Genomic DNA, 22,257 nt, shown 5'->3' with positions numbered 1-22,257 from the left:
CAATGACAGAAAAAACAAAACCTTCTGCCGCCCCGACTTCGGGCAGTGATGAAATTGATATTGGTCGCCTGGTCGGCACGGTTATCGAGGCAAAGTGGTGGGTGCTTGGCATTACCGCCGTCTTTGCCGCGGCGGCCGTTATCTATACGCTCTTTGCGACGCCTATCTACAGCGCCGACGCGCTGGTACAGATTGAACAGAACACCGGCAACTCGCTGGTGCAGGATATCGGCTCCGCGCTGGCGAACAAGCCGCCGGCGTCCGACGCTGAAATTCAGCTGATCCAGTCGCGTCTGGTACTGGGCAAAACGGTTCACGACCTCGGCCTTGACATCTCCGTCACCAAAAATACGTTCCCGATCTTTGGTGCCGGCTGGGATCGTCTGATGGGGCGCAGCAATGACACCGTGAAGGTGACTGACTTTGTGCTGCCGAAAGGGGCAGGGGATCAAACCTTTACCCTGACGGTGCTTGGCCCGAAACAGTATCAGCTGACCAGCGATGCGGGCTTTAGCGCGCGCGGCGAAGTGGGGCAGATGCTGACCAAAGATGGCGTTAGCATGATGGTTACCGCCATCAACGCTCAGGAGGGGGGGGAATTTACCGTCACTAAATTCTCCACGCTGGGCATGATCAACAATCTGCAAAATAACCTGACCGTCACTGAAAACGGTAAGGACACCGGCGTGCTGAGCATGACCTTTACCGGTGAAGATAAGGATCAAATCCGCGACATCCTGAACAGCATTACCCGTAACTACCTTGAGCAGAACGTCGAGCGTAAGTCGGCGGAAGCGGCGAAAAGCCTGGCGTTCCTCTCTAAACAGCTCCCGGAAGTGCGTGCCCGTCTGGACGATGCCGAGAACAAGCTGAACGCCTTCCGTCAGGATAAAGACTCCGTCGACCTGCCGCTGGAGGCCAAATCGGTTCTCGACTCCATGGTGAATATTGATGCGCAGCTCAACGAGCTGACCTTCAAAGAGGCGGAGATTTCCAAGCTTTACACTAAACGCCACCCGGCCTACCGCACGCTGCTGGAAAAACGCCGCACTCTTGAAGAGGAGAAGGCGAAGCTGAACGACCGCGTGACCGCGATGCCGAAAACGCAGCAGGAGATCGTGCGCCTGACTCGCGACGTGGAGTCCGGACAGCAGGTTTACATGCAACTGCTGAACAAACAGCAGGAGCTGAAAATCACCGAGGCCAGCACCGTGGGTGATGTGCGCATCGTTGACCCGGCCATTACCCAGCCTGGCGTGCTGAAGCCGAAGAAAGCGCTGATTATTCTCGGCAGCATCATTCTTGGCCTGATGCTCTCTATCGTCGGCGTGCTGCTGCGCTCGCTGTTCAACCGCGGCATCGAAAGCCCGCAGGTGCTGGAAGAGAACGGGATCAATGTTTACGCCAGCATCCCGCTCTCCGAGTGGCAAAAATCCCGTGACAGCGTCAAGACCATCAAGGGCGTTAAGCGTTACAAACAGAGCCAGCTGCTGGCCGTGGGTAACCCAACCGACCTGGCGATTGAAGCGATACGCAGCCTGCGTACCAGCCTGCACTTCGCCATGATGCAGGCTAAAAACAACGTACTGATGTTAACCGGTGTCAGCCCGTCTATCGGTAAGACCTTTGTGTGCGCCAACCTGGCGGCCGTGGTCAGCCAGACCAACAAGCGCGTGCTGCTGATCGACTGCGATATGCGTAAGGGCTACACCCACGAGCTGCTGGGCACCAACAACGTGAACGGTCTGTCGGAAATCCTGCTGGGTCAGGGGGAGATTAGCCAGAGCGCCAAGCCGACCTCGATTCCGAGATTCGACCTGATCCCACGTGGTCAGGTGCCGCCTAACCCGTCTGAACTGCTGATGAGCGAACGCTTCACCCAGCTGATTGAGTGGGCGAGCAAACACTATGACCTGGTGCTGATCGATACGCCGCCGATTCTGGCCGTGACCGATGCGGCCGTGGTGGGGCGCCATGCGGGCACCACGCTGATGGTGGCACGCTATGCGGTGAATACCCTGAAAGAAGTGGAAACCAGCCTGAGCCGCTTCGAGCAGAACGGGATTGAAGTGAAAGGGGTGATCCTGAACTCCATCTTCCGCCGCGCGACCGGGTACCAGGATTACGGCTATTACGAGTACGAATACAAGTCTGACAGTAAATAACAAAACACCCCCCCTCACCCTAACCCTCTCCCCTGAGGGGAGAGGGAACTGTCCGGTGCCGCCTTTCACCCTCTCCCCTCTGGGGAGAGGGCCGGGGTGAGGGGTAGGAGGAAAAGATGACCACACAACGCCCTTTGATTTCTATCTATATGCCGACATGGAACCGTCAGCAGCTGGCGATCCGCGCAATCAAGTCGGTCTTACGTCAGGATTACGATAACTGGGAACTGATCGTCGTGGATGACTGTTCTTCCTCGTATGAACAGCTGCAAAAATTTGTTACCGATCTCAACGACCCGCGCGTGATGTACACGCACAACGCCATCAACTCCGGGGCCTGTGCGGTGCGTAATCAGGCAATTATGCAGGCCAAAGGGCAGTATCTGACCGGCATCGACGACGATGACGAATGGACGCCGAACCGCCTGTCCGTCTTCCTGTCGCATAAAGAGCAGCTGGTTACGCACGCGTTTCTGTATGCCAACGACTACGTGTGTCAGGGCGAGGTGTATTCGCAGCCTGCCAGCCTGCCGCTGTATCCGAAATCACCGTACTCTCGCCGCCTGTTCTACAAGCGCAACATTATCGGCAATCAGGTCTTTACCTGGGCGTGGCGCTTTAAAGAGTGCCTGTTCGATACCGAACTGAAGGCCGCGCAGGATTACGATATCTTCCTGCGCATGGTGGTGGAATACGGCGAGCCGTGGAAAGTGGAAGAGGCCACGCAGATCCTGCACATCAACCACGGGGAGATGCAGATCACCTCCTCACCGAAGAAGTTCTCCGGCTATTTCCATTTTTACCGCAAGCACAAGGACAAGTTTGACCGTGCCAGCCGTAAATATCAGCTCTTTACCCTGTATCAGATCCGCAACAAGCGCATGAACTGGCGCACGCTGCTGACGCTGCTCTCCGTGCGTAACGGCAAGCGTCTGGCCGACGGGCTTCGGGGGAAATAATGTTTCTGGAAGATTGCCGCGCAAACAGCTGGAGCCTGCGCCCGTGCTGCATGGTTCTGGCGTACCGCATCGCGCACTTTTGCTCGGTGTGGCGCAAGAAAAATGTACTGAACAACATCTGGGCGGCCCCCGTGCTGGTGCTGTACCGCATCATCACCGAATGCTTTTTTGGGTATGAGATTCAGGCTGCGGCCACCATTGGCCGCCGCTTTACCATCCATCACGGCTATGCGGTGGTGATCAACAAGTTCGTGGTCGCCGGAGATGATTTCACCATTCGTCATGGAGTCACCATTGGCAACCGTGGGCCTGACAGCCTGGCCTGCCCGGTCATCGGCAACAACGTCGAGCTGGGCGCGAACGTGGTGGTTATTGGCGACATTACGATAGGTAACAACGTGACGATCGGGGCGGGCAGCGTGGTGCTGGACAGCATCCCCGATAACGCGCTGGTGGTGGGAGAGAAAGCCCGCGTGAAGGTGATTAAATGAACATTCTGCAATTTAACGTGCGCCTCGCAGAAGGCGGGGCGGCAGGCGTGGCGCTGGATCTGCACCAGCGCGCGCTGCAAAAAGGACTCCAGTCTCGTTTTATTTACGGCTACGGCAAAGGCGGCAAAAAAAGCGTCAGCCACGATAACTATCCGCAGGTGCACAAGCACACGCCGCGTCTGACCTCTGTTGCCAACATTGCGCTGTTTCGCCTGTTTAACCGCGATCTGTTTGGCAACCTCAACAGTCTTTATCGCACCGTGACCCGCACATCGGGTCCGGTTGTGCTGCATTTCCACGTGCTGCACAGCTACTGGCTGAATCTGGAAGAGGTGGTGGCGTTTTGTCAGAAGGTGCAGGCCCACAAGCCCGACACTCGCTTCGTCTGGACGCTGCACGATCACTGGAGCGTGACCGGACGCTGCGCGTTTACCGACGGCTGCGAAGGCTGGAAAGATAACTGCCAGAAATGCCCGACGTTGAGCAACTATCCGCCGGTGAAGGTGGATCGCGCGCATCAGTTGGTAGACGGAAAGCGCCAGCTGTTCCGCGACATGCTCTCGCTCGGCTGCACGTTTATCTCCCCGAGCCAGCACGTAGCCGATGCCTTCAACAGCCTGTATGGGGCAGGGCGCTGTCAGATTATCAATAACGGCATCGACGTGGCGACGGAAGCCATCCTGGCCGAGCTGACCCCGGTGGCGGACACCGCGGGTAAACCGAAAATCGCCATCGTTGCGCACGATCTGCGTTACGACGGTAAAACCAACCAGCAGCTGGTGCGCGACATGATGGCGCTGGGTGACAAGATAGAACTTCACACCTTCGGCAAGTTTTCCCCGTTCGAAGGGGCCAACGTGGTGAACCACGGGTTTGAGACCGACAAGCGCAAGCTGATGAGCGCCCTCAACGGTATGGACGCGCTGGTGTTCAGCTCCCGTGTGGATAACTACCCGCTGATCCTCTGCGAAGCGCTCTCCATCGGCGTGCCGGTGATTGCCACCCACAGCGATGCGGCGCGTGAAGTGCTGGAAAAATCCGGCGGGAAAACCTTCGCGGAGCAGGAAGTCCTGCCGCTGGTGCAGCTGCCGAAGGCGCAGATCGCCGAGGCCGTTTTTGGCACTGACCTGGAATCGTTCCGCAACCACAGCCGCAAGGCCTACAGTGGACAACAGATGCTGGAGGAGTATGTCTCGTACTATCAGAATCTGTAGTTATCTGCTGCTGCCGCTGATCTACCTGCTGGTCAACGTCAAAATTGCCCAGCTCGGCGAAAGCTTCCCGATAACCATCGTGACCTTCCTGCCCGTTCTGCTTCTGCTGTATGTCGATAAAATCAACCTGAAGAAGCTGATGATTGCCCTGGGGCTGGGCACGGGCCTGACGCTATTTAACTACATCTTTGGCCAGTCGCTGGATGCCAGTAAATACGTCACGTCGACCATGCTGTTTGTTTATATCGTCATTATTATTGGCATGGTCTGGAGTATTCGCTTCAAAACTATTTCACCGCACAATTATAGGAAAATCCTCAGGTTCTTTTATATTGCCGTTGCGTTAATTGTTATGCTTGCCGCACTGGAAATGGCGCAAATTATTTTGACCGGTGGCAGCAGCCTGATGGAGATAATTTCGAAATATCTCATTTACAGTAACAGCTATGTGCTGAACTTCATTAAGTTTGGCGGGAAGCGTACGACGGCGCTCTATTTTGAACCAGCGTTTTTCGCTCTGGCGTTAATCTCAATTTGGCTCAGCATCAAACAGTTTGGTATCAAAACGCCTAAGACCGATGCTATGATTCTTGCAGGAATCGTTCTGTCTGGATCGTTCTCAGGGGTAATGACGTTTATCCTGTTTTACCTGCTGGAGTGGGCGTTCCAGTACCTGAACAAAGATGCGATTAAGAAAAAACTGCCGCTGGCGATTATCTCCCTGACGGTATTTATGGTCGGCGTGATATTTGCCTTCCCGTACATCTCAGAACGTCTGGGAGATTTGGGAACGGAAGGGTCATCGTCCTATTATCGCATCATTGGTCCGCTGGTGATGGTGGGTTATTCCTTAACCCATATTGATGGTGTAGTAAGATTCGGCTCACTTTATGAATATGTTGCATCATTCGGAATCTTTAACGGTGCGGATGTCGGTAAAACCATAGACAATGGTCTGTATCTGTTAATTATTTATTTTTCATGGTTCGCCGTACTGTTGACGCTGTGGTATCTGTTTAAAGTTTTCAAAATGATGATCAACGCGTTTGGTGATAACCAGAACTTTCGCGTGCAGCTTTATCTTTTTACGCCGGTGTCGCTGTTTTTTACCGGGTCAATATTTAGCCCGGAATATGCTTTCTTGATTGTCTGTCCGTTTATTTTGCGCAAAGCGCTTAATATTACGAACGTATGACGAAATGAGGTGATTTATGTTTCTTAGCGTCATTACTGTCGCTTTTCGTAATTACGAAGGGGTAGTAAAAACCTGGCGCTCGCTGCGCAACCTGGCACGCGATCCGAGCCTCACCTTTGAGTGGATTGTGGTCGACGGCGGCTCGAACGATGGCACGGCGGAGTTTCTGGAAAAACTCAACGGTGAGTTCAACTTACGCTACATCAGCGAGAAAGATAAAGGCATCTACGATGCGATGAATAAAGGCATTAATATGGCCCAGGGCCGTTATGCCATCTTCCTCAATTCCGGCGATATCTTCCATGACGATGTGGCGCTTTTTGCCCGTCAACTGGCTCGCCAGAAAGAGGACGCCATGTATATTGGCGATGCGCTGCTCGATTTTGGTGACGGACATAAAGTGTGCCGTAGTGCGAAGCCAGGCTGGTATATCTACCACAGTTTGCCCGCCAGTCATCAGGCCATTTTCTTTCCGGTAAAAGGTCTGAAAAAACAGCCTTACGATTTGCAGTACAAGGTGTCATCCGATTATGCGCTGGCCGCTAGCCTGTATAAATCAGGTTACCCGTTCCGTCGAATTAAAGGGCTGGTGTCTGAATTCTCGATGGGCGGCGTTTCAACGTCAAATAATCTGGAATTGTGTCAGGACGCAAAAAACGTGCAGCGTCAAATATTACGCGTGCCGGGATTTTGGGCGGAATTGTCTTATTTATTACGCCTGCGTACTACGGGCAAAACGAAAACCTTATATAACAAAGCCTGAATATAAGGAAACGCAATGCAGGATTTAAAAGGTTTCTCCGTACCGAAAGGTTTTCGGGGCGGGAACGGTATTAAGGTACAGCTGTGGTGGGCGGTTCAGGCAACCTTATTTGCCTGGTCGCCGCAAATACTGTACCGCTGGCGAGCCTTTTTATTGCGCCTGTTTGGCGCAAAAATAGGAAAAAACGTAGTCATCCGACCTTCTGTGAAAATTACCTATCCGTGGAAATTAACACTTGGGGATTATGCATGGGTTGGGGATGATGCGGTGCTATATACCCTGGGCGAAATTACGATTGGCGCAAATTCGGTGGTTTCACAGAAATGTTATTTGTGCACCGGCAGCCACGACTTTATGAGCCCGCATTTTGATATTACCGCTTCGCCTATTGCGATCGGCGAAAAATGCTGGCTGGCAACGGATGTTTTTGTTGCACCGGGTGTTTCTGTTGGCGATGGCACGGTAGTGGGTGCCCGCAGCAGCGTTTTTAAATCGCTACCGGCAAATAAAGTTTGCCGTGGCAACCCCGCAGTGGTGATACGCGAACGCGTTGAAACTGATTAAATTCATAAGTAGAGGAATATAAACATGTCTAAAGTCGCTCTCATCACCGGCGTTACCGGGCAGGATGGTTCTTACCTGGCAGAACTGCTGCTGGAAAAAGGGTATGAAGTGCACGGTATTAAACGTCGTGCGTCTTCATTCAACACCGAGCGTGTCGATCACATCTATCAGGATCCGCACGCGGCGAACCCGAAATTCCACCTGCACTACGGCGACCTGACCGATACCTCCAACCTGACCCGTATCCTGCAGGAAGTGCAGCCGGATGAAGTGTACAACCTGGGCGCGATGAGCCACGTAGCGGTTTCCTTCGAATCTCCGGAATACACCGCTGACGTTGACGCCATGGGTACTCTGCGTCTGCTGGAAGCTATCCGCTTCCTCGGTCTTGAGAAGAAAACCCGCTTCTACCAGGCATCCACCTCCGAGCTGTACGGCCTGGTGCAGGAAATCCCACAGAAAGAGACCACGCCGTTCTACCCGCGCTCTCCGTATGCGGTAGCAAAACTGTACGCCTACTGGATCACCGTGAACTACCGTGAATCCTACGGTATGTACGCCTGTAACGGCATCCTGTTCAACCACGAATCTCCGCGCCGCGGCGAAACCTTCGTGACCCGCAAAATCACCCGCGCTATCGCCAACATCGCGCAGGGTCTGGAGTCTTGCCTGCACCTCGGCAACATGGACTCCCTGCGTGACTGGGGCCATGCGAAAGACTACGTGAAAATGCAGTGGATGATGTTGCAGCAGGAACAGCCAGAAGACTTCGTTATCGCAACCGGCGTGCAGTACTCCGTGCGTCAGTTCGTTGAAATGGCCGCGGCACAGCTGGGCATCAAGCTGCGCTTCGAAGGCACCGGCGTGGAAGAGAAGGGTATCGTTGTTTCCGTGACCGGCCACGACGCGCCGGGCGTGAAGCCAGGCGACGTAATTGTGCAGGTTGACCCGCGCTACTTCCGTCCTGCTGAAGTAGAAACCCTGCTGGGTGACCCAACCAAAGCGCACGAGAAGCTGGGCTGGAAACCAGAGACCACTCTGCAGGAGATGGTTTCCGAGATGGTGGCCAAAGATCTTGAAGCAGCGAAAAAACACTCCCTGCTCAAGTCTCATGGCTACGAGGTTGCCATCGCGCTGGAGTCCTGAGAATGACAAAACAACGTATTTTTGTCGCCGGTCATCGCGGAATGGTGGGTTCCGCGATTGTTCGCCAGCTGGAACAGCGCGGTGACGTAGAGGTGATTGTCCGCACGCGTGACGAGCTGAACCTGCTCGACAGCCGTGCGGTACAGGACTTCTTTGCGAACGAACGCATTGATCAGGTGTATCTGGCGGCGGCGAAGGTGGGCGGCATTGTCGCTAACAACACCTACCCGGCGGATTTCATCTACGAGAACATGATGATCGAGAGCAACATCATTCACGCGGCGCACCTGCACAACGTGAATAAGCTGCTGTTCCTCGGGTCGTCCTGTATTTACCCGAAAATGGCGAAGCAGCCGATCGCCGAGAGCGAGCTGCTGCAGGGCACGCTTGAAGCAACCAACGAGCCGTACGCGATTGCCAAAATTGCCGGGATCAAGCTGTGCGAGTCCTACAACCGTCAGTACAACCGCGACTATCGCTCGGTGATGCCGACCAACCTGTACGGGCCGCACGACAACTTCCACCCGAGCAACTCGCACGTGATCCCGGCGCTGCTGCGCCGCTTCCACGAGGCGACCGCCGAGAACGCGCCGGACGTAGTGGTGTGGGGCAGCGGTACGCCGATGCGTGAATTCCTGCACGTGGACGACATGGCTGCGGCCAGCATTCACGTGATGGAGCTGGATCGCGAGGTGTGGCAGGAGAACACCGAGCCGATGCTGTCGCACATCAACGTGGGTACCGGCGTGGACTGCACCATTCGCGAGCTGGCGCAAACCATCGCGCAGGTGGTGGGCTACAAGGGCCGCGTGGTGTTTGACGCGACTAAACCGGACGGCACGCCGCGCAAGCTGCTGGACGTGACCCGTCTGCATCAGCTGGGCTGGTATCACGAGGTGTCACTGGAGCAGGGGCTGGCCAGCACCTACCAGTGGTTCCTGGAAAACCAGCACCGCTTCCGGGGGTAACGATGTTTTTAAGTCAGGAAGATTTTGCCACGGTGGTGCGTTCCACTCCACTCATCTCGATTGATTTGATCGTGGAGAACGAACGCGGCGAGTTCTTGCTGGGAAAACGAACCAACCGTCCTGCACAGGGCTTCTGGTTCGTGCCCGGCGGGCGCGTGCAGAAGGATGAGACGCTCAGCGATGCGTTTGAGCGTCTCACTCTGGCGGAGCTGGGCCTGCAGCTGCCGATGGCAGCGGGCCAGTTTTACGGGGTCTGGCAGCACTTCTATGACGATAACTTTTCAGGCACCGGGTTTTCCACGCACTACATCGTGCTGGGGTTCCGCCTGAAGGTGAGTGAGGCAGACCTGCGTCTGCCTGATTCTCAGCATGACGACTACCGCTGGCAGACGCCAGAGGCGTTGCTGGCCAGCGACAATGTGCATGACAACAGTCGTGCCTATTTCCTGGCCGATCGTCAGTCCGGGGTGCCGGGCTTATGAAAATTTTAGTGTACGGAATCAACTACTCGCCGGAGCTAACCGGCATCGGGAAATACACCGGCGAGATGGTCGAGTGGATGGCGAGCCAGGGACATGACGTGCGGGTCATTACCGCGCCGCCGTACTACCCGGAGTGGAAAGTCGGGGAGCGCTACTCAAGCTGGCGCTATCGCCGTGAAGAGGGCGCAGCGACCGTCTGGCGCTGCCCGCTCTACGTGCCGAAGCAGCCTTCGACGCTGAAACGGTTACTTCATCTGGGCAGCTTTGCCCTGAGCAGCTTCTTCCCGCTGATGGCGCAGCGTCGCTGGAAGCCGGATCGTATCATCGGCGTGGTGCCGACGCTGTTCTGCACGCCGGGCATGCGCCTGCTGGGTAAACTCTCCGGCGCGCGCACCCTGCTGCACATTCAGGATTATGAAGTTGACGCCATGCTGGGCCTGGGGATGGCAGGCAAAGGCAAGGGCGGCAAGGTGGCGAAGCTCGCCAGCGCCTTTGAGCGCAGCGGCTTGCATAACGTGGATTACGTCTCGACCATCTCGCGCTCGATGATGAACAAGGCGCAGGAGAAGGGCGTTCCTGCCCAGAAGGTGATCTTCTTCCCGAACTGGTCCGAAGTGGCGCGTTTTCGCGATGTGACAGAGCAAGACGCTCAGGCGCTGCGCGCGCAGCTCGGTTTGCCTGAAGATCAAAAAATCATTCTTTACTCAGGCAACATCGGCGAAAAGCAGGGGCTGGAGAGCGTGATTGAAGCGGCCCAACTGCTGAGTGAACAGCCGTGGACGTTTGTGATTGTCGGGCAGGGCGGTGGAAAGGCGCGGCTGGAAAAAATGGCCGGGGAACGCGGCCTGACCAACGTGAAATTTTTCCCGCTTCAGTCTTACGAGGCATTACCTGCGCTGCTGAAGATGGGCGACTGCCATCTGGTTGTGCAAAAACGCGGCGCCGCGGACGCGGTGCTGCCGTCCAAGCTGACCAACATTCTGGCAGTGGGCGGCAATGCGGTGATTACGGCAGAGACCGAAACAGAATTAGGCCAGCTGTGTGACAGCTATCCGGGAATTGCCGTGTGCGTGGAGCCGGAATCGGTTCCGGCGCTGGTTACCGGCATTGAGCAGGCACTCGCCATGCCAAAAGTGAACACGGTGGCACGTGAATATGCCGAACGCACGCTCGAGAAAGAGAACGTGCTGAGCCAATTTATTGCAGATATACGGGGATAAATCATGAGTCAAACCACTTTGTATCCGGTTGTGATGGCTGGTGGCTCTGGTAGCCGGTTGTGGCCGCTGTCCCGCGTGCTCTATCCAAAGCAGTTCCTCTGTCTGAAAGGGGATCTCACCATGCTGCAGACCACGGTAAACCGTCTGCACGGCGTGGAGTGTGAAAGCCCGGTGGTGATTTGTAACGAACAGCACCGCTTTATTGTTGCCGAGCAGCTGCGACAGCTGAATAAGCTCACGGAAAACATCATCCTGGAGCCTGCCGGTCGTAATACCGCGCCCGCGATCGCCCTGGCGGCGCTGGCGGCAAAACGCAGCAGTCCTGACTGCGACCCGCTGATGCTGGTCCTGGCGGCAGACCACGTTATCCAGCAGGAAGAGGCGTTCCGCGACGCGGTGCGTGCGGCGATTCCTTACGCCGAGAGCGGCAAGCTGGTGACCTTTGGCATCGTGCCGGACCTGCCGGAAACCGGCTACGGCTACATCCGTCGCGGCAACGTAACGCCGGGTGAAGGCGACAGCGTGGCCTTTGACGTGGCGCAGTTTGTTGAAAAACCGAATCTCGAAACCGCGCAGGCGTATGTCGCCAGCGGTGAGTATTACTGGAACAGCGGGATGTTCCTGTTCCGTGCCGGACGCTACCTGGAAGAGCTGCGTAAATACCGCCCGGATATTCTGAGCGCCTGCGAGAAAGCGATGGCGGTGGTGGATCCGGATCTCGACTTCATCCGCGTGGATGAAGAGGCTTTCCTCGCCTGCCCGGAAGAGTCCATTGACTACGCGGTGATGGAACGTACGGCTGACGCCGTGGTTGTACCGATGGATGCGGGCTGGAGCGACGTAGGCTCCTGGTCCTCCCTGTGGGAGATCAGCGCCCATACCCCGGAGGGTAACGTCCATCACGGCGATGTGATTAGCCACAAAACCGAAAACAGCTACGTTTACGCCGAGTCCGGCCTGGTGACCACGGTTGGGGTGAAAGATCTGGTGGTTGTCCAGACCAAAGACGCCGTGCTGATTGCCGACCGTAACGCCGTGCAGGACGTTAAAAAAGTGGTGGAGAAGATTAAGGCCGATGGCCGTCACGAGCACCACATTCACCGTGAAGTGTACCGTCCGTGGGGTAAGTATGACTCCATCGACGCGGGTGACCGCTATCAGGTGAAGCGCATCACCGTGAAGCCGGGCGAGGGGCTGTCGGTGCAGATGCACCATCACCGCGCTGAGCACTGGGTCGTGGTGGCGGGTACGGCCAAAGTGACCATCGACGGCGAAGTGAAGCTGCTGGGTGAGAACGAGTCCATTTATATTCCGCTGGGCGCCACGCACTGTCTGGAAAACCCGGGGAAAATTCCTCTCGACTTAATTGAGGTGCGCTCCGGCTCGTATCTGGAAGAGGACGATATCGTGCGCTTCCAGGATCGTTACGGGCGCGTGTAGCACTCCGCATCATGCCCGGCGGCGCTGCGCCAGCCGGGCCTACGAATGACAAAAATAAATTTGGCCATTAAGTGGTCAGGGCCAACTGTTGCCTGAAAAAGAGGTCATCATGGAAAAATTAACCTGTTTTAAAGCCTACGATATTCGCGGCAAGCTGGGCGAAGAGCTGAATGAAGACATCGCGTGGCGCATTGGCCGCGCGTACGGCGAATATTTAAAACCAAAGACCATCGTGCTGGGCGGCGACGTGCGTCTGACCAGTGAATCCCTGAAGCTGGCGCTGGCGAAAGGGCTGCAGGACGCGGGCGTGGACGTGCTGGATATCGGCCTGTCCGGAACCGAAGAGATTTACTTTGCCACCTTCCACCTGGGCGTGGACGGCGGTATCGAAGTGACGGCCAGCCACAACCCGATGGACTACAACGGCATGAAGCTGGTGCGCAAGGGCGCGCGTCCGATCAGCGGCGACACCGGTCTGCGCGACGTGCAGCGCCTGGCGGAAGCTAACGATTTCCCGCCGGTGAATGAGGCGAAGCGCGGCAGCTATAAAAAAATCAACCTTCAGAAAGAGTACATCGACCACCTGCTGGGCTACATCAACGTGGCGAACCTCAAGCCGCTGAAGCTGGTGATCAACTCCGGTAACGGCGCGGCCGGCCCGGTGGTGGATGCGCTGGAAGCGCGCTTTAAGGCGCTGAACGTGCCGGTGACCTTCGTCAAGGTACACAACACGCCGGACGGCAATTTCCCGAACGGTATTCCTAACCCGCTGCTGCCGGAGTGCCGCGACGACACCCGCAACGCGGTGATTGAGCACGGCGCGGATATGGGCATCGCTTTTGACGGCGATTTCGACCGCTGCTTCCTGTTCGACGAGAAAGGGCAGTTCATCGAGGGCTACTACATTGTCGGCCTGCTGGCGGAAGCGTTCCTCGAGAAAAACCCGGGCGCGAAAATCATCCATGACCCGCGCCTTTCCTGGAACACCGTCGACGTGGTGTCCGCGGCGGGCGGCACGCCGGTGATGTCTAAAACCGGTCACGCCTTCATCAAAGAGCGCATGCGCGAAGAAGACGCCATCTACGGCGGCGAGATGAGCGCCCACCACTACTTCCGCGATTTTGCCTACTGCGACAGCGGGATGATCCCGTGGCTGCTGGTCACCGAGCTGCTGTGCCTGAAGGGGAAAACCCTGGGCGAGTTGGTGCGCGACCGCATGGCGGCGTTCCCGGCGAGCGGAGAGATCAACAGCAAGCTGGCACAGCCGGCCGAGGCCATTGCCCGCGTGGAGCAGCACTTTGCCCTTCACGCGCTGGAAATTGACCGTACCGACGGCATCAGCATGGCGTTTCCACAGTGGCGCTTCAACCTGCGCTCGTCCAACACCGAGCCGGTGGTGCGCCTGAACGTGGAGTCCCGAGCTGACACGGCGCTGATGGAAGCCCGAACGAAGGACATTCTGGCGCTGTTGAATCAGTAATACGAAACCTTACCCCTCAGCCTAACCCTCTCCCCAAAGGGGAGAGGGAACTTGAACACCCTCTCCCCTTTGGGGAGAGGGCCGGGGTGAGGGGTGGGGTGTTGGTTGAATAAAGGAACAACGATGACGAATCTAAAAAAACGCGAACGAGCGAGAACGAATGCATCGTTAATCTCTATGGTGCAGCGTTTTTCTGATATCACCATCATGGTCGGTGGATTGTGGGCGGTGTGTCGGATCAGCGGACTGCCGTTCTTATATATGCATCTGCTGATGGCCCTGATTGCCCTGGTCGTGTTTCAGATGATCGGCGGGATGACCGATTTCTACCGCTCGTGGCGCGGCGTGAAAATGACCACCGAACTGATGCTGTTGCTGCAGAACTGGACCCTGAGCCTGATCTTCAGTGCGGGTCTGGTGGCGTTCAGCCATGATTTTGACAACCGCTTCGTGACCTATCTCTGCTGGTACCTGTTAACCAGCGTCGGCATGGTCGTGTGCCGTTCCCTGATCCGCTTTGGCGCGGGCTGGCTGCGTAACCGTGGCTATAACCGTCGTTTTGTCGCCGTGGCGGGAGATTTACCGGTCGGGCGGGTGCTGCTCGACAGCTTCCGCAAAGAGCCGTGGTTAGGGTTCGAAGTGGTGGGGATTTACCACGACGCGAAGCCGGGCGGCGTGCCTGCGGACTGGGCGGGGAATTACGCGCAGCTTATTGAAGACGCGAAGGCCGGCAAAATTCATAACGTCTACATCGCCATGCAGATGAAGGACGAATCCCGCATCAAGCAGCTGATGCGCGAGCTGGCGGACACCACCTGCTCGGTGATCCTGATCCCGGACGTCTTTACCTTCAACATCCTGCACTCCCGTATTGAAGAGGTGAACGGCGTGCCGGTGGTACCGCTGTACGACACGCCTCTGTCGGGTATTAACCGCGTGCTCAAGCGCGTGGAAGATATCGTGCTCTCTTCGCTGATTTTACTGCTTATTTCCCCTGTTCTGTGCTGCATTGCCCTGGCGGTGAAGCTGAGCTCTCCCGGCCCGGTTATCTTCCGTCAGACCCGCTACGGCATGGACGGTAAGCCGATTATGGTGTGGAAATTCCGCTCCATGAAGGTGATGGAGAACGACAAGGTGGTGACCCAGGCGACGCAGAACGATCCGCGCGTCACCCGCGTGGGGAACTTCCTGCGCCGCACCTCGCTGGACGAGCTGCCGCAGTTCATCAACGTCTTTACCGGCGGCATGTCGATTGTTGGCCCGCGTCCGCACGCGGTGGCGCATAACGAGCAGTACCGCTCGCTGATTGAAGGCTACATGCTGCGCCATAAGGTGAAGCCGGGCATCACCGGCTGGGCACAAATCAACGGCTGGCGCGGCGAGACCGACACGCTGGAAAAAATGGAAAAACGCATCGAGTTCGATCTGGAGTACATCCGCGAGTGGAGCCTCTGGTTCGATATCAAGATTGTTTTTCTGACCATCTTCAAAGGCTTCGTGAACAAAGCGGCGTACTAAGATGAGCTTACGTGAAAAAACCATCAGCGGCGCCAAGTGGTCAGCGATGGCGACCATCGTCATCATTGGCCTCGGCCTGGTGCAGATGACGGTGCTGGCGCGCATTATTGATAATCACCAGTTCGGCCTGCTGACCGTCTCGCTGGTGATCATCGCGCTGGCCGACACGCTGTCTGACTTTGGTATCGCCAACTCCATTATTCAGCGTAAAGAGATCAGCCATCTCGAGCTGACCACGCTCTACTGGCTGAACGTCGGGCTGGGCATTTTCGTATTTGTGCTGGTCTTCCTGCTGAGCGACACCATCGCCAGCGTGCTGCACAACCCGGATCTCGCTCCGCTGATGCGCACGCTGTCGTTTGCCTTTGTGGTGATCCCTCACGGGCAGCAGTTCCGCGCGCTGATGCAGAAAGAGCTGGAGTTCAACAAGATTGGCATGATCGAGACCAGCGCAGTGCTGGCGGGCTTTACCTTTACCGTGGTGAGCGCCCATTTCTGGCCGCTGGCGATGACCGCCATCCTCGGTTATCTGGTTAACTCTGCCGTGCGTACGCTGCTGTTCGGCTACTTTGGCCGCAAGATTTACCGTCCGGGACTGCACTTCTCTCTCGCGTCCGTCTCGTCCAACCTGCGCTTTGGTGCGTGGCTGACGGCGGACAGCATTATTAACTACGTGAACACCAACCTCTCGACGCTGGTGCTGGCGCGTATCCTGGGCGCGAGCGTGGCGGGGGGCTACAACCTGGCCTATAACGTCGCGGTTGTTCCTCCTATGAAGCTCAACCCGATTATCACCCGCGTGCTGTTCCCGGCGTTCGCCAAAATTCAGGACGACACCGAGAAGCTGCGCGTTAATTTCTACAAGCTGCTTTCCGTGGTGGGGATTATCAACTTCCCGGTGCTGCTGGGGCTGATGGTGGTTTCCAGCAACTTCGTGCCGCTGGTGTTTGGCGAGAAGTGGAACGGCATCATCCCGATCCTGCAGCTGCTGTGCGTGGTGGGGCTGCTGCGCTCCGTGGGGAATCCGATCGGTTCGCTTCTGATGGCGAAGGCGCGCGTGGATATCAGCTTTAAGTTCAACGTGTTTAAAACCTTCCTGTTTATACCGGCGATTGTCGTTGGCGGGCATATGGCGGGCGCCATCGGCGTAACGCTGGGCTTCCTGCTGGTGCAGGTAGTCAACACCGTTCTGAGCTACTTCATCATGATCAAGCCGGTGCTGGGCTCCAGCTACCGTCAGTACATCCTGAGCCTGTGGCTGCCGTTCTATCTCTCATTGCCGACCCTGGTGGTGAGCTACGGCCTGGGCATCATCCTCAGCGGTCATCTGCCGCTGGCTGCGCTGCTGGCGGTACAGGTTGCCGCGGGCGCGCTGGCATTCGTCGTGATGATTGTGCTGTCGCGCAACGCGCTGGTGGTGGAGATGAAGCGCCAGTTTTGCCGTAACGAAAAAATGAAAACGCTGCTTCGCGCAGGCTAGTTATTTAAGAGGCCATTATGAAATTATTAATTCTTGGCAACCATACCTGCGGCAACCGTGGCGACAGCGCCATCCTGCGCGGTTTACTGGATGCAATTAACACCCTTAAGCCTGAGACTGAAGTGGACGTGATGAGCCGTTATCCGGTCAGCTCATCCTGGTTACTGAACCGCCCGGTGATGGGCGACCCGCTCTATAGCCAGATGAAACAGCATAACAACGCCGCGGGCGTGATGGGGCGCGTGAAGAAAGTGCTGCGCCGTCGCTACCAGCATCAGGTGCTGCTTTCCCGCGTGACCGATACCGGCAAGCTGCGCAACATCGCTATCGCGCAGGGCTTTACGGATTTCGTGCGTCTGCTGTCCGGCTATGATGCCATTATCCAGGTCGGCGGTTCGTTCTTCGTCGATCTCTACGGCGTCCCGCAGTTTGAGCATGCGCTGTGCACGTTCATGGCGAAAAAGCCGCTGTTTATGATCGGCCACAGCGTGGGGCCATTCCAGGATCCGCAGTTTAATCAGCTGGCAAATTATGTGTTTGGCCACTGCGATGCGCTGATCTTGCGCGAGTCGGTCAGCCTCGACATGATGAAGCGCAGCGAAATCGACACCTCAAAAGTTGAGCATGGCGTGGACACCGCCTGGCTTGTGGATCACCAGGACGATGGCTTCCAGCCGAGTTACGCGGTGCAGCACTGGCTCGACGTAGCCGCGAAACAGAAAACCGTCGCGATCACCCTGCGCGAGCTGGCCCCGTTTGATAAACGCCTCGGCACGACCCAGGCGGCGTACGAGAAAGCCTTTGCCGACGTGGTGAACCGCGTGCTGGACAGCGGTTACCAGGTGCTGGCGCTCTCAACCTGTACCGGGATCGACAGCTACAACAAAGACGACCGCATGGTAGCGCTGAACCTGCGCAACCTGGTGAACGACCCGTCCCGCTACCACGTGGTGATGGACGAGCTGAATGACCTGGAGATGGGCAAGCTGCTCGCAGCCTGCGACCTGACCGTCGGCACCCGTCTGCACTCAGCGATTATCTCCATGAACTTCGGTACCCCAGCCATCGCGATTAACTATGAGCACAAGTCTGCCGGGATTATGCAGCAGCTTGGCATGCCGGAGATGGCCGTGGATATTCGCCATCTGCTGGACGGATCCCTCGGTGCGATGGTGGGCGACACCCTCGGCCAGTTGCCTGCGATCAACGAGCGTCTGGCAGTAGCGGTGAAAGCCGAGCGAGAGAAGGGCATTGGCACGGTGAAATCGGTACTTGACCGCGTGCGGGAGGGGAAATGAAGGTTGGTTTCTTCTTACTGAAATTTCCGCTGTCGTCTGAGACCTTTGTACTGAACCAAATCACCGCGTTTATCGATATGGGATATGACGTGGAGATCGTCGCCCTGCAGAAGGGCGACACCAAAAATACCCATGCGGCGTATACCCAGTATGGGCTGGAGGCGAAGACCCGCTGGCTGCAGGACGAACCGGCCGGTAAGCTGAGTAAGCTGCGCTACCGGGCCAGCCAGACGTTGCGCGGGATCCATCGCGCGTCGACGTGGCGGGCGCTGAACGTTTCCCGCTATGGATCGGAATCTCGCAATCTGATCCTGTCGGCCATCTGCGGGCAAACGGCACAGCCGTATCGTGCCGACGTGTTTATCGCCCACTTTGGCCCTGCGGGCGTTACTGCCGCGAAACTGCGTGAGTTGGGCGTGATTGACGGCAAAATTGCGACCATTTTCCACGGTATCGACATTTCCAGCCGCGAGGTGCTGAACCACTACACGCCGGAGTATCAGCAGCTTTTCCGCCGCGGTGACATGATGCTTCCCATCAGCGACCTGTGGGCAGGACGGCTGAAAAGCATGGGCTGCCCGGGAGAGAAGATTGCCGTGTCGCGTATGGGGGTGGATTTAACGCGCTTTACCCGCCGTCCGGTTAAGGTGCCGGGAACACCGCTGCAGATCATCTCCGTGGCCCGTCTGACCGAGAAGAAAGGTTTGCACGTGGCGATTGAGGCCTGCCGCCAGCTGAAAGCGCGCGGGGTAGCGTTCCACTATCGCATTCTCGGCATCGGGCCGTGGGAGCGCCGTCTGCGCACGCTTATCGAACAGTATCAACTGGACGATGTCGTGGAGATGCCGGGCTTCAAGCCGAGCCACGAGGTCAAGGCCATGCTCGACGAGGCCGACGTGTTCCTGCTGCCTTCAGTCACGGGTGCGGATGGCGATATGGAAGGCATTCCGGTGGCGCTGATGGAGGCGATGGCCGTGGGTATTCCGGTGGTATCCACCCTGCACAGCGGGATCCCTGAGCTGATCAAATCTGACCATTCCGGCTGGCTGGTGCCGGAGAATAACGCGATGGCCCTTGCGGATCGATTAGCTGCCTTCAGCGACATCGACCAGCAGGCGCTGGAGCCCGTGCTCCACAATGCCCGACAAAAAGTTGAAACCGATTTTAACCAGCAGGTGATTAACCGCCAGTTAGCGAGCCTGCTGCAAACGCTGTAACGCCGAGGTTGTATGCTGAAAAAGATTACCCGACGCACTTTTGTCTCTTCTCTTTCCGTTCTGGCGGCCACGCCGCTGCTGTCGTCCCGCATCGCGCGGGCGGCAAGCGGAAAGACGGTCTCCATTAATCAGTACAATAACAACGACTGGATCGCCGCTTTTAAGCAGGCATTTAAGGACGGTGATACCGTCGTGGTCCCGGCCGGACTCACCTGTGAAAACATTAATACGGGCATTTTCATTCCCGACGGTAAAACGCTGCTGATCCGCGGAGCGTTAACCGGCAACGGACGCGGTCGCTTTGTGCTACAGGAAGGCTGCAAAGTGATCGGTGAAGGTGGCGGGCGCACGGAGAACATTACGCTCGACGTTCGCGGCTCGGACTGTGCGATCAAAGGGCTGGCGATGAGCGGGTTTGGTCCGGTGACCCAGATCTACATTGGCGGCAAGAAACCCAGAGTGATGCGCAATCTGCTGATTGATAACATCAGTGTGAGCCAGGCCAACTACGCCATCCTGCGCCAGGGCTTTCACAATCAGGTTGACGGCGCCCGGATTACCAACAGCAAATTCAGCCATCTTCAGGGCGATGCGATCGAGTGGAATGTGGCCATCAATGACCGCAATATCCTGATCTCCGATCATGTGATCGATAACATCAACTGCACTAACGGCAAGATCAACTGGGGCATCGGCATCGGCCTTGCCGGCAGTACCTACGATAACGACTACCCGGAAAAGCAAACCGTTAAGAACTTCGTGGTGGCAAATATCACCGGCAGCAACTGTCGCCAGCTGGTGCACGTTGAGAACGGCAAACACTTTGTTATCCGCAATATTAAGGCAAAAAATATTACCCCCGATTTCAGTAAAAAGGCGGGTATAGACAATGCGACGGTCGCCATTTATGGCTGTGATAATTTCATTATTGATAATGTCGACATGGTCAATAGTGCCGGAATGTTAATCGGCTATGGGGTAATTAAAGGTGATTATTTGTCCATACCCCAGAACTTCAAGCTCAACAATATTCACCTCGATAATCGTCAGCTTGCGTATAAGCTGCGCGGAATACAGATTTCATCCGGTAACGCGACCTCCTTTGTAGCGATCACCAACGTTGAGATGAAGCGGGCGACGCTTGAGCTGCATAATAAACCGCAGCATCTTTTTTTACGCAATATCAATGTGATGCAGGAAGCGGCTATTGGCCCTGCGCTGAAGATCAACTTCGACCTGCGTAAAGATGTGCGGGGCAAATTTATGGCCAAAGATGAGACCTTGCTGTCGCTGGCTAACATCAAAGCGGTAAATGAGAAAGGGCAGAGCTCGGTGGATATTGACCGGGTGGATCAGCAGGTAGTGAATGTGGAGAGGCTGAACTTTGCGCTGCCATCCACAAGGAAGTAAATTTACACGTTATGTCTCATTGAGTGTGTGATAACCCCTAAAATTTGTTACTGAACTCAACGATTTTAGGGTTTATAATCCGTGCCACAATTTTGTCAGGTTTGTCTTATCATTAGCGATACCTCGGGGAATACAGTGATTACCGGAGGTTTGCCAAACACACACAACGCATTGAGTGGTTTATGAACGATAAAGTTTTGTTTATTGGCGCGTCCGGTTTCGTTGGGACTCGTCTGATCGAGATTTCTAAGGCTGAGTTTGATGTAACCAACTTCGACAAACAGCAAAGCCATTTCTACCCGGACATTACCGTTTTCGGAGATGTACGCAATCAGGATCAACTCGATCAGGCTCTTGCCGGTTTCAACACGGTTGTATTGCTCGCCGCCGAGCATCGAGATGATGTTAGCCCAACGTCGCTCTATTACGACGTAAACGTTCAGGGTACGCGTAATGTACTGGCTGCAATGGAAAAAAATAATGTGAAAAACATTATCTTTACCAGTTCAGTTGCTGTTTATGGTCTCAATAAAGTGAACCCTGACGAATCCCATCCGCACGATCCCTTTAACCACTATGGTAAAAGTAAGTGGCAGGCGGAAGAAGTACTGCGCGAATGGTTTAACAAAGCTCCTGCAGAGCGTTCGCTGACGATTATCCGCCCAACGGTCATTTTTGGTGAACGCAATCGCGGCAATGTCTACAATCTTCTGAAGCAAATTGCGGGTGGAAAATTCGCAATGGTAGGCGCCGGAACTAACTATAAGTCCATGGCTTACGTGGGCAATATTGTTGAGTTTATCAAATTCAGATTGAGCAACGTAAAACCGGGTTATGACGTATTTAACTATGTTGATAAACCCGATCTGAATATGAATCAGTTGGTTGCCGAGGTAGAAAAGAGCCTTAGCAAAAAAATCCCATCCGTGCATCTCCCTTATCCTTTAGGGATGCTTGGCGGTTTTTGCTTTGATATTCTTAGCAAAGTTACGGGTAAGAAGTATGCGATTAGTTCCGTTCGTGTAAAAAAATTCTGTGCCACCACTCAATTTGATGCGACGAAAGTGCATACCTCTGGTTTTAAAGCGCCTTATACCTTATCTCAAGGCCTGGACCGTACGTTGAAGTATGAGTTCGTGCACGAGAAGAAAGATGACATCACGTTTGTTTCTGAGTAGTAACGGATGATCTGGGATTTGTCGGAAACACGCTCTTCCTCTTCTTTATTGATAGGGTTTCCGACGATT

The 22,257-nt window shown here is 55.8% G+C and carries 19 protein-coding genes; all 19 read left to right on the top strand.

Features of this window, described 5'->3' with window-relative positions; all coding sequences use genetic code 11:
- Positions 1 to 2 precede the first annotated feature (2 nt).
- The 19 genes from wzc to HBM95_14710 all read left to right on the top strand — a co-directional run bounded on the left by wzc (position 3) and on the right by HBM95_14710 (position 22,188).
- On the top strand, positions 3 to 2,165 hold the full coding sequence (wzc, locus tag HBM95_14800) for a tyrosine-protein kinase Wzc (GenBank protein ID NIH44194.1): 2,163 nt from the start codon (positions 3 to 5) through the stop codon (positions 2,163 to 2,165).
- A 116-nt stretch (positions 2,166 to 2,281) separates the two neighbouring features.
- Positions 2,282 to 3,124, top strand: coding sequence for a colanic acid biosynthesis glycosyltransferase WcaA (gene wcaA, locus HBM95_14795; protein NIH44193.1), 843 nt, complete (start codon positions 2,282 to 2,284; stop codon positions 3,122 to 3,124).
- Entirely contained in the window at positions 3,124 to 3,615 is a 492-nt protein-coding gene (gene wcaB, locus HBM95_14790; GenBank protein ID NIH44192.1) for a colanic acid biosynthesis acetyltransferase WcaB, read from the top strand. Before wcaA ends, wcaB begins: the two co-directional genes overlap by 1 nt.
- Complete coding sequence (wcaC, locus tag HBM95_14785) at positions 3,612 to 4,829, top strand: colanic acid biosynthesis glycosyltransferase WcaC (protein ID NIH44191.1); 1,218 nt, start codon at positions 3,612 to 3,614, stop codon at positions 4,827 to 4,829. Before wcaB ends, wcaC begins: the two co-directional genes overlap by 4 nt.
- Positions 4,804 to 6,024 carry a putative colanic acid polymerase WcaD gene (gene wcaD, locus HBM95_14780; protein NIH44190.1) on the top strand — a complete coding sequence of 407 codons (1,221 nt, stop codon included), beginning with the start codon at positions 4,804 to 4,806 and terminating at the stop codon, positions 6,022 to 6,024. The genes wcaC and wcaD overlap by 26 nt, the downstream gene beginning before the upstream one ends.
- Before the next feature lie 16 nt (positions 6,025 to 6,040).
- Positions 6,041 to 6,787 carry a colanic acid biosynthesis glycosyltransferase WcaE gene (gene wcaE, locus HBM95_14775; GenBank protein NIH44189.1) on the top strand — a complete coding sequence of 249 codons (747 nt, stop codon included), beginning with the start codon at positions 6,041 to 6,043 and terminating at the stop codon, positions 6,785 to 6,787.
- A gap of 15 nt (positions 6,788 to 6,802) precedes the next feature.
- Complete coding sequence (wcaF, locus tag HBM95_14770) at positions 6,803 to 7,351, top strand: colanic acid biosynthesis acetyltransferase WcaF (protein ID NIH44188.1); 549 nt, start codon at positions 6,803 to 6,805, stop codon at positions 7,349 to 7,351.
- A gap of 24 nt (positions 7,352 to 7,375) precedes the next feature.
- The gene (gmd, locus tag HBM95_14765; GenBank protein NIH44187.1) at positions 7,376 to 8,497 is read left to right on the top strand and encodes a GDP-mannose 4,6-dehydratase; all 1,122 of its coding nucleotides are present in this window, start codon (positions 7,376 to 7,378) and stop codon (positions 8,495 to 8,497) included.
- Between the two features lie 2 nt (positions 8,498 to 8,499).
- A complete protein-coding gene (locus tag HBM95_14760) occupies positions 8,500 to 9,465 on the top strand; it encodes a GDP-L-fucose synthase (GenBank protein NIH44186.1) in 966 nt (321 codons plus the stop codon).
- Between the two features lie 2 nt (positions 9,466 to 9,467).
- Positions 9,468 to 9,947: a GDP-mannose mannosyl hydrolase gene (locus HBM95_14755; protein NIH44185.1), complete on the top strand. Its 480-nt coding sequence runs from the start codon at positions 9,468 to 9,470 to the stop codon at positions 9,945 to 9,947.
- Positions 9,944 to 11,167 carry a colanic acid biosynthesis fucosyltransferase WcaI gene (gene wcaI, locus HBM95_14750; protein NIH44184.1) on the top strand — a complete coding sequence of 408 codons (1,224 nt, stop codon included), beginning with the start codon at positions 9,944 to 9,946 and terminating at the stop codon, positions 11,165 to 11,167. Before HBM95_14755 ends, wcaI begins: the two co-directional genes overlap by 4 nt.
- Before the next feature lie 3 nt (positions 11,168 to 11,170).
- Positions 11,171 to 12,607 carry a mannose-1-phosphate guanyltransferase gene (gene cpsB, locus HBM95_14745; protein ID NIH44183.1) on the top strand — a complete coding sequence of 479 codons (1,437 nt, stop codon included), beginning with the start codon at positions 11,171 to 11,173 and terminating at the stop codon, positions 12,605 to 12,607.
- A 109-nt stretch (positions 12,608 to 12,716) separates the two neighbouring features.
- A complete protein-coding gene (gene cpsG, locus HBM95_14740; GenBank protein NIH44182.1) occupies positions 12,717 to 14,087 on the top strand; it encodes a phosphomannomutase CpsG in 1,371 nt (456 codons plus the stop codon).
- 123 nt (positions 14,088 to 14,210) lie between these two features.
- The gene (gene wcaJ / locus HBM95_14735; GenBank protein NIH44181.1) at positions 14,211 to 15,605 is read left to right on the top strand and encodes an undecaprenyl-phosphate glucose phosphotransferase; all 1,395 of its coding nucleotides are present in this window, start codon (positions 14,211 to 14,213) and stop codon (positions 15,603 to 15,605) included.
- 1 nt (position 15,606) lies between these two features.
- Positions 15,607 to 17,085, top strand: coding sequence for an MOP flippase family protein (locus tag HBM95_14730; protein ID NIH44180.1), 1,479 nt, complete (start codon positions 15,607 to 15,609; stop codon positions 17,083 to 17,085).
- Positions 17,086 to 17,102: 17 nt separating this feature from the next.
- Positions 17,103 to 18,383 (top strand): colanic acid biosynthesis pyruvyl transferase WcaK, encoded by a 1,281-nt coding sequence (gene wcaK, locus HBM95_14725; GenBank protein NIH44179.1) that lies wholly within the window; start codon positions 17,103 to 17,105, stop codon positions 18,381 to 18,383.
- Positions 18,380 to 19,600 (top strand): colanic acid biosynthesis glycosyltransferase WcaL, encoded by a 1,221-nt coding sequence (wcaL, locus tag HBM95_14720; GenBank protein ID NIH44178.1) that lies wholly within the window; start codon positions 18,380 to 18,382, stop codon positions 19,598 to 19,600. Before wcaK ends, wcaL begins: the two co-directional genes overlap by 4 nt.
- Before the next feature lie 12 nt (positions 19,601 to 19,612).
- On the top strand, positions 19,613 to 21,010 hold the full coding sequence (gene wcaM, locus HBM95_14715) for a colanic acid biosynthesis protein WcaM (GenBank protein NIH44177.1): 1,398 nt from the start codon (positions 19,613 to 19,615) through the stop codon (positions 21,008 to 21,010).
- A gap of 182 nt (positions 21,011 to 21,192) precedes the next feature.
- Positions 21,193 to 22,188, top strand: a complete 996-nt coding sequence (locus tag HBM95_14710; GenBank protein ID NIH44176.1) for an NAD-dependent epimerase/dehydratase family protein — start codon at positions 21,193 to 21,195, stop codon at positions 22,186 to 22,188.
- Positions 22,189 to 22,257 lie beyond the last annotated feature (69 nt).

This window comes from Enterobacter asburiae, assembly GCA_011754535.1.
Classification (GTDB): Bacteria; Pseudomonadota; Gammaproteobacteria; order Enterobacterales; family Enterobacteriaceae; genus Enterobacter; species Enterobacter cloacae_N.
Note: the sequence above shows the minus strand (reverse complement) of the source record. Positions and strands in the feature narration are given on the sequence as shown.

Excerpts from the sequence above, each read along its gene's own strand:
- cpsG (NIH44182.1), top strand. The coding sequence starts at position 12,717 with ATGGAAAAATTAACCTGTTTTAAAGCCTACGATATTCGCGGCAAGCTG.
- wcaA (NIH44193.1), top strand. The coding sequence starts at position 2,282 with ATGACCACACAACGCCCTTTGATTTCTATCTATATGCCGACATGGAAC.
- wzc (NIH44194.1), top strand. The coding sequence starts at position 3 with ATGACAGAAAAAACAAAACCTTCTGCCGCCCCGACTTCGGGCAGTGAT.
- wcaI (NIH44184.1), top strand. The coding sequence starts at position 9,944 with ATGAAAATTTTAGTGTACGGAATCAACTACTCGCCGGAGCTAACCGGC.
- wcaC (NIH44191.1), top strand. The coding sequence starts at position 3,612 with ATGAACATTCTGCAATTTAACGTGCGCCTCGCAGAAGGCGGGGCGGCA.
- wcaM (NIH44177.1), top strand. The coding sequence starts at position 19,613 with ATGCTGAAAAAGATTACCCGACGCACTTTTGTCTCTTCTCTTTCCGTT.
- gmd (NIH44187.1), top strand. The coding sequence starts at position 7,376 with ATGTCTAAAGTCGCTCTCATCACCGGCGTTACCGGGCAGGATGGTTCT.
- wcaE (NIH44189.1), top strand. The coding sequence starts at position 6,041 with ATGTTTCTTAGCGTCATTACTGTCGCTTTTCGTAATTACGAAGGGGTA.
- wcaK (NIH44179.1), top strand. The coding sequence starts at position 17,103 with ATGAAATTATTAATTCTTGGCAACCATACCTGCGGCAACCGTGGCGAC.
- cpsB (NIH44183.1), top strand. The coding sequence starts at position 11,171 with ATGAGTCAAACCACTTTGTATCCGGTTGTGATGGCTGGTGGCTCTGGT.
- wcaL (NIH44178.1), top strand. The coding sequence starts at position 18,380 with ATGAAGGTTGGTTTCTTCTTACTGAAATTTCCGCTGTCGTCTGAGACC.
- wcaF (NIH44188.1), top strand. The coding sequence starts at position 6,803 with ATGCAGGATTTAAAAGGTTTCTCCGTACCGAAAGGTTTTCGGGGCGGG.
- HBM95_14760 (NIH44186.1), top strand. The coding sequence starts at position 8,500 with ATGACAAAACAACGTATTTTTGTCGCCGGTCATCGCGGAATGGTGGGT.
- wcaB (NIH44192.1), top strand. The coding sequence starts at position 3,124 with ATGTTTCTGGAAGATTGCCGCGCAAACAGCTGGAGCCTGCGCCCGTGC.
- wcaJ (NIH44181.1), top strand. The coding sequence starts at position 14,211 with ATGACGAATCTAAAAAAACGCGAACGAGCGAGAACGAATGCATCGTTA.
- HBM95_14730 (NIH44180.1), top strand. The coding sequence starts at position 15,607 with ATGAGCTTACGTGAAAAAACCATCAGCGGCGCCAAGTGGTCAGCGATG.
- HBM95_14710 (NIH44176.1), top strand. The coding sequence starts at position 21,193 with ATGAACGATAAAGTTTTGTTTATTGGCGCGTCCGGTTTCGTTGGGACT.
- HBM95_14755 (NIH44185.1), top strand. The coding sequence starts at position 9,468 with ATGTTTTTAAGTCAGGAAGATTTTGCCACGGTGGTGCGTTCCACTCCA.
- wcaD (NIH44190.1), top strand. The coding sequence starts at position 4,804 with ATGTCTCGTACTATCAGAATCTGTAGTTATCTGCTGCTGCCGCTGATC.